Below are 15603 nucleotides of genomic sequence, written 5' to 3'. Positions count from 1 at the left end.
CAATACTAATGAACCGTGAGGCTTAACCTGACAACACCGAAGGTGTTTTCGAGATGAGAGATTGAGTTGATTTTCAAAGAAAGTGAGAAGCCGGAAGGTAGACACACAGCTTGTTCAGGATTGATATTCTGGTTTAAGAGAAAACTTAGACGGGAATAAACAGAATTTGTCTGGCGGCAATAGCGCGGTGGTCCCACCTGACCCCATGCCGAACTCAGTGGTGAAACGCCGTAGCGCCGATGGTAGTGTGGGGTCTCCCCATGTGAGAGTAGGGAACTGCCAGACATTAAATTAAAGCTTATTGCGAAGCAATAAGTTGCTGAAAGGCAAAAAGAATAAGTGGAGCGGTAGTTCAGTTGGTTAGAATACCTGCCTGTCACGCAGGGGGTCGCGGGTTCGAGTCCCGTCCGTTCCGCCACTTAATTTAGGGGCGTAGTTCAATTGGTAGAGCACCGGTCTCCAAAACCGGGTGTTGGGAGTTCGAGTCTCTCCGCCCCTGCCAGTTACCAATTAAGTAATAATAAAAGAAGTATCTATTGATAACCCGATTATATTAATCGGGTTTTTCTTTTTGTACCCCTTCATTTCTTCCTAACTATAAAATTTCCTAGCACTTATCCTACCTATCTACCTTTAAATATTCCATTTAAGTGATAAAACATAGCAATAAAAAAGGGCGACAGTTCGCCCTGTTTTGAATTCTCTAATGTCTATTGGGTGTTTGGTATTGGTGTTTTAATAAGTTGATTAATTAGAACTTGCTGATCATTTTTTTTCAGCCAAATTGCATATAAAGGCTTAGTAATAACGTTATTTGAGAGTGTTTTTAACGTTGGATAATGTTGGAGCCAATGTGTTGGTAAAAATGCCGCTGAAAGCGATACAGGCAACAATTGACGCGTAATTTCTGCGGACGTCGTAATCATTACAGGGGAATCATCTTGAAGTAGCGTTGGTTCATTCTTGGGATGAAAATCAGCCCCCCATTCTAGCTTGATAAAATTATACTGAGTAAGGGCTATATTCTTTTGGGATGCCATTAATTGAAGTTGAATAGAACCAATGATGGTACTTTCAAATTCATCCATTTTTGGTGGCTCGATCGCTATCAGTAAGTCTAATTCTCTAGAGTGTAACTGTTTGACGAGTGATTGGCGTGTAGATACGCGAGCTTCTAATCGTAGCTCATCATGTTGGTTATATAAAACTTCCAACCAGCCAGTGAGATAACTTTCCCATAATGATGAAGTAGCGCCGATAGATAGCTCGGTATGCTGGGATGCGTGTGATATCTCTTTTTTGGCTTGAAGCCATGTATTCATTAGAGATTCAGCATAAGGAACTAAACGTTCTCCAGCAGCAGTTAAACGAATATTATTTCGGTGTCGTGTGAATAGACTTGTACCTAATTGAGTTTCTAACTGTCTGATACGAAAGCTAACGGCAGACTGCGTTAAGTAGAGAGATTCTGCGGCTCTGCCGAAGTGTCTGGTTCTACTAACTTCTAAAAAAGTTCTTAATAACTCGCTGTCCACACGCATCTCCAATAATTTTTGTCGTGATGATTCAAATGTTTTGTTTTACAGATTGTCAATGCTGTCTAATACTCCGCGCCATATAGAGTTGACCGTAATCAGTTAGGAGTGTGTCAGATGGCAGATAGCTTCATCACGACTAATCGTTTTTTTGATAATAAACATTACCCACGTGGCTTTTCTCGTCATGGTGATTTCACCATCAAAGAAGCTCAGTTGCTAGAACGTCATGGTCAAGCTTTCAATGAGCTTGATACAGGAAAACGCGCAGCGCAAACAGAAGAAGAAAAATTATTCGTCGCTGTTTGCCGTGGAGAGCGCGAACCTACAACCCTTGAAGAAAAAGTATGGGTGAAATATTCTAGCAGAATTAACCGTCCAAAGCGCTTCCACACACTATCGGGTGGTAAGCCACAGATAGATCCATCAGAAGACTATACTGATACGGATGATTAATTTCATTAGTATTAAAACAGTATAAGCATTAAAACAAATAGGGACTTAGGTCCCTTTTGTTGTTTATGTCTAAGCATTAACTTTTGTCTTAATTCCTTCAGCTTACTTGTTTTTGCAAATGAAGCAATAACTTATCCATTGCCCGATACCCTAGCGCCTCTAGTAAATGTTCACGTTGTATATTCGGTGAATAGCTAAGATCTGCAATTGTTCGCGAAACTCTAAGAATCCTGTGCCAAGCGCGGATAGATAGCCCTAGTTTAATAAGTGCATTCTCTAAGAATAGTGCATCTTCAGCAGCCAGTAGGCAGGTTTTTGTTGTTTCACTTGCTGTTAGCTGACTATTAATTTTACCCGCTCGATTGATTTGTTGGTTTCTTGCTTCAATAACTCGTAAGCGAATTTGTTTGCTAGCTTCGCCTTGGTGCGTTTGTTGACTTAAAGTACCTAGAGGGAGTAGAGGGATCTCAATAGAGAGATCAAACCTGTCTAAGAATGGCCCTGAAATGCGTGATAAGTATCGTAGTACTTTCGCTGGAGAGGTACGACTCATTTCTCCTTGGTAATGCCCAGTGGGGCTAGGGTTAAGGGCTGCGATTAATTGGAAGTTAGCAGGGAAACACACCTTAGCTTTTGCTCTTGAAATGACAATTTGATGAGATTCTAGCGGTTCTCGTAAAGAGTCTAATACGGAGCGTGTGAATTCAGGTAATTCATCTAGAAACAATATGCCGTGATGGGCGAGGGATATCTCTCCTGGCTTAGGTAAGGAGCCACCACCAATCAAAGCGGTCATTGATGTATTGTGGTGAGGGCATCTAAATGGTCGTGTAGGCCACTTATTTATGGTTTCCATGGTTTGGCTAAGGCTATGTAATGCTGTGACTTCCAGTGCTTCTTGAGGCGTTAAGGGCGGGAGTAAAGTTATCAACCTGTGAGCTAACATAGTTTTACCTGTACCAGGAGGACCTAGCAGTAATAAATTGTGTCCACCTGCTGCGCTGATTTCTAATGCTCGCTTTCCTTGCTCTTGACCTATGATATCGCGAATATCATTTTCATGGTCAGAGGGATAAGCATGTTGAATAACTTGTTGATTCCTCGATAGTGTACTTTTTTGATGCAAGTAATGACAAAGTTCCAGTAAAGATGCGGCAAAACAGACGCTACTATCTGCTAATAAACTGAGTTGATATTGATTATCTTTCGATAGAATTAATTGTCTGTTTTGGTTTATTGCTGCTTGAGCGGCAGGGATCCCGCCGTTGACATAACGTATATCTCCAGAGAGCGCTAATTCACCAAGAAACTCATGGTGCTCCAATAACTGATCAGGAATTTGTCCAGATGCCGCCAGTATTGCAATCGCAATAGCTAAATCATAACGACCACTTTCTTTAGGCAAATCTGCTGGCGCTAAGTTTACCGTCATCTTTTTTACTGGATATTCAAAGCCACTATTGACCATAGCACTCCGTACCCTATCTCGCGCTTCTTTAACTGCAGTTTCTGGTAATCCAACTAGAGTTAACCCCGGTAGTCCATTACTAATATGAGCTTCAACGGTCACAAGAGGAGCGTCTAATCCAATAGATGCTCGCGTGTAAACAATAGCTAACGCCATAAATCACCTCTTTGATTGACTAGCATAATATTCTGTTGTGAATCAGGCGTGTTTTTCTATTGTGATTTTCATATTTGCGAAGCGACTCGATAATTAAATTGTTTAATTGCATGGGTGTTTCATTTTTTCTCGATGCGCTTTGAAGCCTTTAACTTAGCTAGTTACATTCATTTTGTTTTTTGAATAACAATAGTTTCAACAGCAAATTGGTTAATTGAGGTTAATTTTTTGGATAGGCTTGATGGCGTACATTTCGCTAAATCAGAGATAGAGAATTGAGCTAAATCATGGGCAAATATTATTGCTAATCGCTAGTTTTTTGCTTTATTAATAGTTGTTTAGTCTGATTTAATTGTAATTCATTGAATTTAAATGAAATAAAAAACTTAATCATTAAAAAAATAAATAAGAGTTGTCAAAGTAATTTTAAAATGATAGTTCTTTAATAAAGATAACGATTAAAGTTGAAAAGATTAAACACATGAACAAATTCATCCAAGTGATTAGCCTAATTATTAGCGTGGTGGTGATTATTATCCCACCGTGCGGGGCTGCACTTGGACGACGAAAGCTGAAATAATAGCTAAATCTTACGAGAACCCCGCACCGAAAGGCGCGGGGTTTTTTTTTGACATAAAATTTATGCAAACCAACAAAGATAATAAAAACATAATAAATACAAGTAAATAAAAAGGCAGATAGGTGATAAACATGAACGGAGCACAGTGGTTAGTTCAAGCATTAAGGACACAAGGCGTTGATACTGTTTTTGGATATCCAGGTGGCGCTATCATGCCTGTTTATGACGCGTTGTACGATGGTGGTGTGGAGCATTTGCTGTGTCGCCATGAGCAAGGCGCAGTTATCGCTGCCATCGGCTATGCTCGTTCGACAGGAAAAACAGGTGTTTGTATTGCGACTTCAGGTCCTGGAGCAACAAACGTGATTACAGGATTGGCTGATGCATTGCTTGACTCCGTCCCTGTTGTTGCTATCACCGGGCAGGTAGCTTCAGAGTTTATTGGTACAGATGCCTTTCAGGAAATTGATGTTTTAGGATTATCTTTGGCCTGTACAAAACATAGTTTTTTGGTGGAATCCATAGAGGACTTACCTCGTATTCTTGCTGAAGCTTTCGCAATCGCAAATAGTGGGCGTCCCGGACCAGTACTGATTGATATTCCGAAAGATATTCAGCTGCAACGTGCAGATTTATCGCCCTATTTAATGCCTGTAGAGCAACAAGATTCGACTTCTGAGGATGCAATCCAACAAGCAAGAACGCTGTTGGAACAGTCAGAAAAACCGATGTTATACATTGGTGGTGGAGTCGGAATGTCAGGGGCTGTAACTGAATTAAGAGCCTTTATAGAACACACAAAGATTCCGTCAGTTGTCACCTTGAAAGGTTTAGGTGCAGTACATCCAGCAGATAAAAACTATCTAGGCATGTTGGGGATGCACGGTACAAAAGCTGCCAATATTTCAGTGCAACGTTGTGATTTACTCATCGCGGTTGGTGCGCGTTTTGACGATAGAGTTACAGGTAAATTAAACACTTTTGCTCCTAATGCGAAAGTTATTCATATCGACATTGATCACGTTGAGTTGGATAAATTACGTCAAACCCATGTAGCACTATTGGGGGATGCGAAAGCGCTATTGCCTCAATTGATGGTGACAAAAAATATCACAAGTTGGCAGGAAGAGGTTCAACAACTCAAGCACGAGTTTGGCTGGCGCTATGACCACCCCGGCGAACCAATCTATGCCCCATTATTGCTGAAACAGCTGTCAGACAAAATGAAACCCAATACTGTTGTTACAACAGATGTTGGTCAGCACCAAATGTGGTCTGCTCAGCATATTGTTGTTGATGGACCAGAGAATTTTTTAACGTCAAGCGGGTTAGGAACGATGGGTTTTGGGATCCCCGCAGCGGTGGGAGCTCAAGTTGCTCGCCCTGAAGATACCGTTGTTTGTGTATCTGGCGATGGATCTTTCATGATGAACGTGCAAGAGCTGGGAACTATCAAACGTAAGCAATTACCCGTTAAGATTTTATTGTTAGATAACCAACGATTAGGAATGGTTCGTCAATGGCAAGAGCTGTTTTTTGAGCAACGCTACAGTGAAACCATTTTGACTGACAATCCAGATTTTGTTGCATTAGCTAGCGCTTTTGGCATTCAAGGTCGCCGTATTACATGTAAATCAGAAGTGGACGCAGCACTCGATGAGCTACTGACAAGTGAGGGCGCGTTTTTATTACAGGTATCAATTAATGAATTAGAAAATGTCTGGCCATTGGTTCCACCAGGGGCTAGTAACGAAAAAATGATGGAGAAACCGTTATGATGCAACATCAACTCTCGATATTAGCCCGTTTCCGCCCCGAGGTTTTAGAGCGTATTTTGCGAGTAACTCGCCATCGTGGATTTCGGATTAGTTCTATGAATGTGGATCAATTATCAGATAGTGATAATGTAAGTATCGAACTAACTGTCAGCAGCCAGAGACCGTTGGCACAGTTATGTGCACAGTTAACGAAGTTGGCTGACATCACTGAAGTTGAAATAAAACAACAAGAATCGCGACTATTACGCACACAAAGTGCAATGTAAGGAATAGATAAAATGACTAAGAAAGCTGACTTTATTTGGTTTAACGGTGAAATGACGCCATGGGCAGATGCTAAAGTTCATGTAATGTCTCACGCTCTGCATTACGGAACTTCCGTATTTGAAGGCGTCCGTTGCTATGATTCACACAAGGGACCTGTGGTTTTCCGTCATCGTGAACACATGCAGCGTTTACATGATTCTGCGAAAATTTACCGTATGCCTGTCAGCTACAGCGTTGATGAGTTAATGGAAGCTTGTCGTGCAACTCTACGTAAAAATAACTTAGTCAGCGCCTATATTCGTCCATTAGTTTTCATTGGTGATGTGGGCATGGGGGTGAATCCACCAGATGGCTACAGTACTGATGTTATTTTAGCGGCATTCCCATGGGGAGCATATTTAGGTGAAGAGGCATTAGACCAAGGAATTGATGCAATGGTCTCTTCATGGAATCGTGTTGCACCGAATACTATCCCTACTGGTGCAAAAGCAGGTGGTAACTACCTGTCTTCATTACTGGTTGGTAGCGAAGCGCGCCGCCATGGCTACCAAGAAGGTATCGCTCTGGATGTTCATGGTTATCTTTCTGAGGGGGCAGGCGAGAATATCTTTGAAGTGAAAGATGGCATTTTGTATACCCCGCCATTTACGTCATCGGCGTTACCAGGGATCACCCGTGATGCCATTTTGACATTAGCGAAAGATATGGGAATTGAAGTGCGTGAACAAACGTTGTCTCGTGAATCTCTGTATTTAGCCGATGAAGTCTTTATGACAGGAACCGCAGCTGAAATCACGCCAGTTCGCAGTGTTGATGGTATCCAAGTTGGTATCGGTCGTTGTGGTCCTGTGACGAAGAAAATTCAGCAAGCATTCTTTGGCTTATTTAACGGTACAACAGAAGACAAATGGGGCTGGTTAGATCCAGTAAACCCTCAATAATTAAATATTAAAAATTACAGGCGGTCGTTCCCCGCCTGTTTTAAAACTCGGGAGTTAAGATATGCCTAAGTACCGTTCAGCAACAACCACTCATGGCCGTAATATGGCAGGAGCGCGAGCATTATGGCGCGCGACAGGTATGACCGATGATGATTTTGGAAAGCCAATTATTGCCGTTGTAAACTCATTTACTCAGTTTGTTCCAGGTCATGTGCACTTACGTGATTTAGGCAAGCTCGTCGCAGAACAAATCGAACAAGCGGGCGGCGTCGCGAAAGAGTTTAACACTATTGCAGTGGATGATGGGATTGCAATGGGACATGGTGGTATGCTGTATTCCTTACCTTCCCGTGAACTGATAGCAGACTCAGTAGAATATATGGTGAATGCGCACTGCGCAGATGCCATGGTATGTATTTCCAACTGTGACAAAATCACCCCAGGTATGTTAATGGCATCCTTGCGCCTGAATATTCCCGTGATTTTTGTTTCCGGTGGACCAATGGAAGCAGGAAAAACCAAGCTTTCAGATCAAATCATCAAACTTGACCTTGTGGATGCGATGATCCAAGGCGCGAATCCAAATGTCAGTGATGAAGATAGTGAAAAAATTGAACGTTCAGCATGTCCAACATGTGGGTCATGCTCAGGGATGTTCACTGCGAATTCAATGAACTGTTTAACCGAAGCATTGGGTCTTTCTCAGCCAGGAAATGGTTCATTACTTGCGACTCACGCTGATCGTAAAACGTTATTTATCAATGCAGGTAAGCGAATTGTTGAGCTGACTAAACGTTATTACGAACAGAATGATGAAAGCGCATTACCGCGTAATATCGCGACAAAGGCTGCATTTGAAAATGCGATGACATTAGATATTGCGATGGGAGGCTCTACAAATACTGTTCTGCATTTACTGGCAGCTGCACAAGAAGCAGAAGTAGATTTCACCATGGATGATATTGACCGCTTATCTCGTCAAGTCCCTCATTTATGTAAAGTTGCACCAAGCACACAAAAATATCATATGGAAGATGTACACCGTGCTGGTGGTGTGATTGGTATTCTTGGGGAGCTGAGCCGTGCAGGTTTATTGCAGGAAGATGTGAAGAATATTCTAGGTCTTTCATTACCAGAAACATTAGCTCAGTACGATGTTATGTTGACGAAGGATGAATCTGTAAGATCTATGTTTTCAGCGGGACCTGCGGGTATTCGTACCACTCAAGCATTTTCTCAAAATTGCCGTTGGTCATCGCTAGATACTGACCGTGAAAATGGTTGTATCCGCAATCTTGAGCATGCTTATAGCTTGGATGGTGGTTTGGCGGTACTTGCTGGCAATATCGCCGAAGATGGCTGTATCGTGAAAACGGCAGGGGTTGATGAAGGTAGCTTAACTTTCCGTGGACCTGCAAAAGTGTTTGAAAGCCAAGATGATGCGGTAGAGGCTATCTTAGGTGGAAAAGTTGTTGCCGGCGATGTTGTTGTTATCCGTTATGAAGGTCCTAAAGGCGGACCAGGTATGCAAGAAATGTTGTACCCAACTTCTTATCTGAAATCGATGGGATTAGGTAAAGATTGTGCACTGATCACTGATGGGCGTTTCTCAGGAGGAAGTTCAGGTTTATCAATCGGGCATATCTCTCCTGAAGCAGCAAGTGGCGGGTTACTGGCGTTGGTACAAGATGGGGATATTATCGATATCAATATTCCAAAGCGTACCATGTCCCTAGATGTTAACGACAGTGAGTTAGCAAAACGTCGCGAAGCGGAATTAGCGCGCGGAGATAAAGCCTATACTCCGCGTAATCGTCAGCGTGAGGTTTCTTTCGCTTTGCGTGCTTATGCTTCTTTGGCGACGAGTGCGGATAAAGGTGCTGTACGCGATAAGTCTAAATTAGGAGGCTAATTGTGGCAGCCGCAAAACCATTACCTGCGGCACCGACAGGTGCCGATTATCTCAAAGCGGCGCTTAGTGCGCCTGTTTATGAAGCAGCACAAGTGACGCCGCTACAAGAAATGAGCAAGCTCTCTTTACGTCTGGGTAATACGATTTTAGTCAAACGTGAAGATAGGCAGCCAGTACACAGTTTTAAATTACGTGGCGCTTACGCCATGATTGCGGGCTTGACCGAAGAGCAAAAAGCCAAAGGTGTTGTCACTGCATCCGCGGGGAATCATGCGCAGGGCGTAGCGTTGTCGGCTAATCGTGTCGGAATTAAGGCCAAAATTGTTATGCCAGTGGCAACCGCAGATATCAAAGTGGATGCTGTTCGCAGCTTTGGTGGAGAGGCCATTTTATACGGCGCAAATTTTGATGAAGCAAAAGCTCACGCAATTGAGATGGCAAAACGTGAAGGATATACCTTTGTGCCGCCATTTGATCATCCGTCAGTGATAGCCGGTCAAGCAACTATTGCACTAGAACTCCTTCAGCAGGATGCGCACCTCGACCGTATTTTTGTGCCTGTTGGGGGCGGTGGATTGATTGCCGGTGTCGCTGTATTAATCAAACAGTTGATGCCTGAAATTAAGATTATCGGTGTAGAAGCTGAAGATGCAGCCTGTTTAAAAGCGGCATTAGAGGCTGGTCATCCTGTTGATCTCCCTCGTGTTGGTTTATTTGCGGAAGGCGTTGCTGTGAAACGCATTGGTGACGAAACCTTTCGCCTATGCCAGCAGTATGTCGATGATGTGATCACCGTAGATAGTGATGCTATTTGTGCAGCACTGAAGGATATTTTTGAAGATGTGAGAGCGATTGCAGAACCGTCGGGGGCGTTAGCGTTGGCGGGACTAAAAAAATATGTTCAGCAACATAACATTAAAGGTGAAAGGCTGGCGCATATTTTGTCAGGTGCAAACATGAACTTCCATGGTTTACGTTATGTCTCCGAGCGTTGCGAGTTAGGTGAACAACGAGAAGCGCTGCTTGCGGTGACTATTCCTGAACAGAAAGGTAGTTTTTTGCGATTCTGCCAATTGCTTGGTAACCGCTCAATCACTGAGTTTAATTATCGCTATACAGATGCTGACCCAGAGCGTGCCTGCATTTTTGTGGGTGTTCGCTTAAATGGTGGTGAGCAAGAGCGGCACGACATTATTCAAGGGCTGCAAAATAATGGTTATGAAGTCGCTGATTTATCGGATGATGAAATGGCGAAGTTGCATGTGCGCTATATGATTGGTGGGCGCCCATCGAAGCCATTGGATGAAAAGCTGTATAGTTTTGAGTTTCCTGAATCTCCAGGGGCGTTATTGAAGTTCTTAGAAACACTAGGAACTCACTGGAATATCACGCTATTTCATTATCGTAGTCATGGAACGGACTATGGGCGAGTGCTGGCGGCCTTTGAGCTTTCGGGTCCAGAAGTACGCTTTGATCGCCACCTTGATGCGCTAGGGTATGAATATCATGATGAAACAGGGAATCCATCCTTCCGTTTCTTCTTAGCGCCTCAAGATAGCAGAAAAACATTAGATTGAGTGTTCTGGGAGCAATTCCCAGAATGCCTTAATTAATGGTTCACTTAGGCGTTTGCTGAGAAGGCAAACGCCAAGTTCAAATGGTTCTACCATCGAAATATTATCGAGTTGAGAGACACGGCTACGAACAGGCTCGGGGCTATTATCGACGACGACACTCGGTATCAATGCAATACCGCAGCCCAATGCCACCATAGAAACAATGGCTTCATGACCCGAAACAGTCGCGTAAATCAAAGGGTTATGGATTCGATGGCGCTTAAACCATAATTCAATACGTTTACGAGAGGGCCCATGTTCAGGAAGAATAAATGGCACTGTAGACCAATCAGGCTCGGCTTCAGTCACCATACTCCGTACCGCACAAGGCAGTGATGGGGCAATAAGCACTAGGGGAATTTCCCCAATTTTGGCGAATCTCACGTTATCGGGCAATTTTTCAGGTTTACCTGCGATGCCTAAATCTGCTTCTTTGGTTTCGACTTTTTCAACGGCATCTGCGGCATCACCCGTAGTGAGTTTTATTTCAACGAGTGGATGTAAAGCACGAAATTTATCAAGTACTTGAGGTAAATGACTATACGCGGCGGTGACTGAGCAAAATAGGCGTAATTCACCGCTTAATGATGGACTTTGCTGGTTGAGAGCATGTTTTAGTTGCTGATATTGCAACAGCGTTTGCTGGGCAAATTGCTTGAGATGCTCACCCGCTTGGGTCAGTTTTACCGAACGGTTATCACGGATGAACAGAGGATGACCCAATTGATCTTCTAAACGCTGAATTTGTCTTGATAGTGTGGATGGGCTGACATGCATGGCCTTTGACGTTCGACCAAAGTGGCAGCTTTCTGCTAAGTGCAAAAACAGTTGTAGTTCACGAATATCCATTTTGCCCTCTGATGATACCTTGATTATCGTTGCAAATATTGCAACATTATATTGTTAATATATCAATTTAAGCAATGCTCATCATCGCATATAGTAAATCCATAACTGCTCAATAATGAGCAACAGGTAACGAAGTTGCCTGATAATACGAACACAACAGAACACTGACCGAATAATGGAGTAAGACCATGGCGAATTATTTTAATACATTGAATTTACGTGAGCAGTTAGCGCAATTAGGCAAATGTCGTTTCATGAAACGCGAAGAATTTGCGGATGAAGCTGGCTATCTGAAAGGTAAAAAAATCGTCATCGTCGGTTGTGGTGCTCAAGGTCTGAACCAAGGTTTGAACATGCGCGATTCTGGCTTAGATATCGCTTATGCGCTGCGTCCAGAAGCAATCAACGAGAAACGTGCATCATGGCGTAAGGCGACAGAAAACGGTTTCAAAGTTGGGACTTATGAAGAACTGATCCCTGAAGCAGATTTAGTTGTTAACTTAACGCCAGACAAACAACACTCCACTGTTGTTCGTGCTGTTCAGCCAATGATGAAACAAGGCGCTGCGCTGGGTTATTCTCATGGTTTTAACATCGTTGAAGTGGGTGAAGAAATCCGTAAAGACATCACGGTTGTGATGGTTGCACCAAAATGCCCAGGTACCGAAGTTCGTGAAGAATATAAGCGTGGTTTCGGTGTTCCAACCTTGATCGCAGTTCACCCTGAAAATGACCCGAAAGGCGAGGGGATGGCAATTGCGAAAGCATGGGCTGCAGCGACTGGCGGCCATCGTGCGGGCGTTTTGGAGTCCTCTTTCGTTGCTGAAGTTAAGTCTGACTTAATGGGCGAGCAAACTATTCTGTGCGGTATGTTGCAAGCTGGTGCGTTACTGAGCTATGACAAAATGGTTGCTGATGGCGTAGAGCCAGGCTATGCAGGGAAATTAATTCAGTTTGGTTGGGAAACAATCACTGAGGCACTGAAGCAGGGCGGCATCACCCTGATGATGGATCGCTTATCTAACCCAGCGAAAATCCGTGCTTATGCATTATCAGAGCAACTGAAAACCATCTTAGCACCACTGTTCCAAAAACATATGGATGATATTATCTCAGGTGAGTTTTCATCAACAATGATGGCTGACTGGGCGAACAATGATAAAAACTTGCTGACATGGCGTGAAGAGACCGGTAAATCGTCTTTTGAAAATTACCCAGAGTTTGCGGGTAAAATTGCGGAACAAGAATATTTCGACCACGGTGTTCTGTTAGTTGCGATGGTTAAAGCGGGTGTTGAGTTAGCGTTCGATACCATGTTAGAAGCGGGTATCTTAGAAGAGTCAGCATACTATGAATCACTGCATGAGCTGCCACTGATTGCTAACACAATCGCACGTAAGCGTTTATATGAAATGAACGTCGTTATCTCTGATACTGCAGAGTACGGTAACTATCTGTTCTCATTTGCAGCAGTTCCAATGCTGAAAGAGTTTATGACCAAGTTACAAGCCGGTGATTTAGCGAAACCAGTTGCAGATAATGGAACAGATAACGCGCAATTACGTGATATTAACGAAGCTATTCGTAATCATCCTATCGAGAAGATCGGTAAGACTTTACGGGGGTATATGACGGATATGAAGAAGATTTCTAGCGCACAATAATTCCTCGTCATCCTTCGTACTATAGGTGCGTTGGCTTCACTAAACTACCCTAGTCACATACTTTTGTATGCTCCTAGGGATAGTTTTGTTTGCCGCCTTCCTCTAGTACAAATGATTTAGAGGAAGCCAACTGTGATTATTTTAAGTATAAAATTGAAGTCGTGCCATTTTATGGTGCGGCTTTTTTGCTTCTATAATCTTAATTACTTTAGATTGTCGACTATTAGCTCAGTTATTTTTCTGTGAGGTTTGGTTTCTGCTACAATTCGGGCTGCATCTTTTAGCATTAGAGAGTGACGTAAAAAACCATGCGATTAAATCCTAGCCAGCAACAGGCAGTTGAATATGTAGATGGTCCGTGCCTTGTTTTGGCCGGGGCAGGCTCGGGCAAAACACGGGTTATTACCAATAAAATTGCGCATTTGATCCGCCATTGTGGCTATCAACCTCGGCAAATTGCGGCGGTGACATTTACCAATAAAGCCGCGCGCGAAATGAAAGAGCGTGTGGGGCAAACATTAGGTAAAAAAGAAGCCCGTGGGTTAATTATTTCCACATTCCATACTTTGGGACTGGAAATTATCAAACGTGAATATAAGGCGCTAGGGATCAAAGCCAATTTTTCTTTGTTTGATGACCAAGACCAAATGGCATTACTGAAAGAACTCACGTTTGATTTGCTTGAAGAAGATAAAGATCTTCTCCAACAATTGATCTCTGCGATCTCAAATTGGAAAAACGATCTTATTTCTCCTCAGCAAGTGGTTGGGCAAGCGAGAACGGAAAAAGAGCATCATTTTGCTGAGTGCTATCGCCGCTATGAGCTGCATTTAAAAAGTTGTAATGTCTTGGATTTTGATGACTTAATCAGTAAACCAACATTGCTGCTGTATCATAATGAAGAAGTTAGGGAGCGCTGGCAGCAAAAAATCCGTTATTTGCTGGTGGATGAATACCAAGATACGAACACCAGCCAGTATCAGTTAGTGAAATTGCTGGTGGGTAGCCGTGCCCGCTTTACCGTCGTTGGCGATGATGATCAGTCTATTTACTCTTGGCGTGGCGCAAGACCGCAAAACTTAGTATTACTCAGCCAAGATTTTCCAAAGCTGAATGTGATTAAATTGGAGCAAAATTACCGCTCATCAGGTCGTATTTTAAAAGCCGCTAATATTTTGATTGCCAATAACCCCCATGTCTTCGAGAAAAAATTATTTTCTGAATTGGGCTTCGGGGCGCCATTAAAGGTGCTGACAGCAAATAATGAAGACCATGAAGCGGAACGCGTGATTGGTGAATTAATTGCTCACCACTTTATTAATAAAACCCAATATAAAGACTATGCAATTTTGTATCGCGGTAATCATCAGTCGCGTATTTTTGAAAAAATGCTGATGCAAAACCGCATTCCTTACCGAATTTCAGGTGGAACATCATTTTTCTCGCGTCCTGAAATTAAAGATCTTTTAGCTTATTTGCGGGTGCTGACTAACCCTGAAGATGACAGCGCTTTTTTGCGCATTGTGAATACGCCACGCCGAGAAATTGGCCCTAAAACTATCCAAAAATTGGGAGAATGGGCGAATCAACGAGGCAAAAGCTTATATCACGCCAGCTTTGATTTAGGTCTGGAACAGACTTTAACAGGGAAAGGGTTGGAAGCGTTGCAACGTTTCACTCATTGGATGGAAGGGATAGTCCGGATTTCGGAGCGTGAACCGTTGATAGCGGTACGGGATCTTTTACGGGAGATGGATTACGAAAGCTGGTTGTACGAAACCTCTGCCAGTACCAAAGCCGCCGAAATGCGAATGAAAAACGTCAATCAATTGTTTACATGGATGAGCGAAATGATTGAAGGGGATGAGCTGAATGACCCAATGACGCTCAATCAGGTTGTCACTCGTTTTACATTGCGCGATATGATGGAACGTGGGGAAGATGATGAAGATTCAGATCAGGTTCAGTTGATGACATTGCATGCATCTAAAGGTCTTGAATTTCCTTATGTTTTTTTAGTTGGAATGGAAGAGGGATTATTACCTCATCAAAGTAGTATCGATGAAAATAATATTGATGAAGAGCGCCGACTGGCTTACGTGGGTATTACGCGAGCACAGCGAGAGTTATTCTTTACTCATAGCCGTGAGCGTCGCCAATACGGTGAACTGATCCGCCCTGAACTGAGCCGCTTTTTGATGGAATTACCGCAAGATGATTTGGTGTGGGAGCAGCAACGAAAAGTAGTTACTGCTGAAGAGCGAATGCAAAAAGGGCAGTCTGCTTTAGCGGATATCAAGGCACGCTTAGGGTTAAATAAGAAAACCGATCAGTAGCGAAAGAGTTTAAGAGAGTTCCCACTACAAGGTGGGAACCTATCA

General features: G+C 43.1%; 12 protein-coding genes, 2 tRNA genes and 1 rRNA gene. 12 read left to right on the top strand and 3 right to left on the bottom strand.

The window, feature by feature from the left end; translation table 11 throughout:
* Window positions 1-169: 169 nt before the first annotated feature.
* The 3 genes from rrf to GKR61_RS01500 all read left to right on the top strand — a co-directional run bounded on the left by rrf (window position 170) and on the right by GKR61_RS01500 (window position 502).
* Window positions 170-285, top strand: a 5S ribosomal RNA gene (gene rrf / locus GKR61_RS01510).
* Between the two features lie 56 nt (window positions 286-341).
* Window positions 342-418 (top strand) — tRNA-Asp (locus tag GKR61_RS01505).
* 8 nt (window positions 419-426) lie between these two features.
* A tRNA-Trp gene (locus tag GKR61_RS01500) sits at window positions 427-502 on the top strand.
* Between the two features lie 208 nt (window positions 503-710).
* Here GKR61_RS01500 and hdfR read toward each other — a convergent pair.
* A complete protein-coding gene (hdfR, locus tag GKR61_RS01495) occupies window positions 711-1541 on the bottom strand; it encodes an HTH-type transcriptional regulator HdfR (RefSeq protein ID WP_036948769.1) in 831 nt (276 codons plus the stop codon).
* A gap of 111 nt (window positions 1542-1652) precedes the next feature.
* Here hdfR and GKR61_RS01490 point away from each other — a divergent pair, with 111 nt between their 5' ends.
* Window positions 1653-1991: a DUF413 domain-containing protein gene (locus tag GKR61_RS01490; protein WP_036948772.1), complete on the top strand. Its 339-nt coding sequence runs from the start codon at window positions 1653-1655 to the stop codon at window positions 1989-1991.
* Between the two features lie 97 nt (window positions 1992-2088).
* Here GKR61_RS01490 and GKR61_RS01485 read toward each other — a convergent pair whose 3' ends face one another.
* The gene (locus GKR61_RS01485) at window positions 2089-3615 is read right to left on the bottom strand and encodes a YifB family Mg chelatase-like AAA ATPase (RefSeq protein WP_154599729.1); all 1527 of its coding nucleotides are present in this window, start codon (window positions 3613-3615) and stop codon (window positions 2089-2091) included.
* 481 nt (window positions 3616-4096) lie between these two features.
* Here GKR61_RS01485 and ilvL point away from each other — a divergent pair, with 481 nt between their 5' ends.
* The 6 genes from ilvL (at window position 4097) to ilvA (ending at window position 10670) form a co-directional block, all read left to right on the top strand.
* Window positions 4097-4195, top strand: a complete 99-nt coding sequence (gene ilvL / locus GKR61_RS01480; RefSeq protein WP_108478773.1) for an ilv operon leader peptide — start codon at window positions 4097-4099, stop codon at window positions 4193-4195.
* A 131-nt stretch (window positions 4196-4326) separates the two neighbouring features.
* Window positions 4327-5973: an acetolactate synthase 2 catalytic subunit gene (gene ilvG / locus GKR61_RS01475; RefSeq protein WP_036948776.1), complete on the top strand. Its 1647-nt coding sequence runs from the start codon at window positions 4327-4329 to the stop codon at window positions 5971-5973.
* On the top strand, window positions 5970-6239 hold the full coding sequence (gene ilvM, locus GKR61_RS01470; RefSeq protein ID WP_036948778.1) for an acetolactate synthase 2 small subunit: 270 nt from the start codon (window positions 5970-5972) through the stop codon (window positions 6237-6239). The genes ilvG and ilvM overlap by 4 nt, the downstream gene beginning before the upstream one ends.
* Before the next feature lie 12 nt (window positions 6240-6251).
* On the top strand, window positions 6252-7181 hold the full coding sequence (locus GKR61_RS01465) for a branched-chain amino acid transaminase (RefSeq protein ID WP_006658220.1): 930 nt from the start codon (window positions 6252-6254) through the stop codon (window positions 7179-7181).
* A 61-nt stretch (window positions 7182-7242) separates the two neighbouring features.
* Window positions 7243-9093, top strand: coding sequence for a dihydroxy-acid dehydratase (gene ilvD, locus GKR61_RS01460; protein WP_154639493.1), 1851 nt, complete (start codon window positions 7243-7245; stop codon window positions 9091-9093).
* 2 nt (window positions 9094-9095) lie between these two features.
* Window positions 9096-10670 (top strand): threonine ammonia-lyase, biosynthetic, encoded by a 1575-nt coding sequence (gene ilvA, locus GKR61_RS01455; RefSeq protein ID WP_036948784.1) that lies wholly within the window; start codon window positions 9096-9098, stop codon window positions 10668-10670.
* On the opposite strand, the gene ilvY is transcribed toward ilvA, so the two are convergent.
* Window positions 10662-11558: an HTH-type transcriptional activator IlvY gene (gene ilvY / locus GKR61_RS01450; RefSeq protein ID WP_154599728.1), complete on the bottom strand. Its 897-nt coding sequence runs from the start codon at window positions 11556-11558 to the stop codon at window positions 10662-10664. The two genes, ilvA and ilvY, sit on opposite strands and share 9 nt — an antisense overlap.
* Window positions 11559-11746: 188 nt before the next feature.
* On the opposite strand from ilvY, the gene ilvC reads away from it, so the two are divergent.
* Both ilvC and rep read left to right on the top strand, forming a co-directional pair.
* A complete protein-coding gene (ilvC, locus tag GKR61_RS01445) occupies window positions 11747-13222 on the top strand; it encodes a ketol-acid reductoisomerase (protein ID WP_132496296.1) in 1476 nt (491 codons plus the stop codon).
* A 308-nt stretch (window positions 13223-13530) separates the two neighbouring features.
* Window positions 13531-15558 carry a DNA helicase Rep gene (rep, locus tag GKR61_RS01440; RefSeq protein ID WP_108478778.1) on the top strand — a complete coding sequence of 676 codons (2028 nt, stop codon included), beginning with the start codon at window positions 13531-13533 and terminating at the stop codon, window positions 15556-15558.
* Window positions 15559-15603: the final 45 nt, after the last annotated feature.

It is taken from the genome of Providencia sp. wls1916 (assembly GCF_009706585.1).
GTDB lineage: Bacteria > Pseudomonadota > Gammaproteobacteria > Enterobacterales > Enterobacteriaceae > Providencia > Providencia lanzhouensis.
This window is presented reverse-complemented; position numbering and strand designations above follow the sequence as displayed.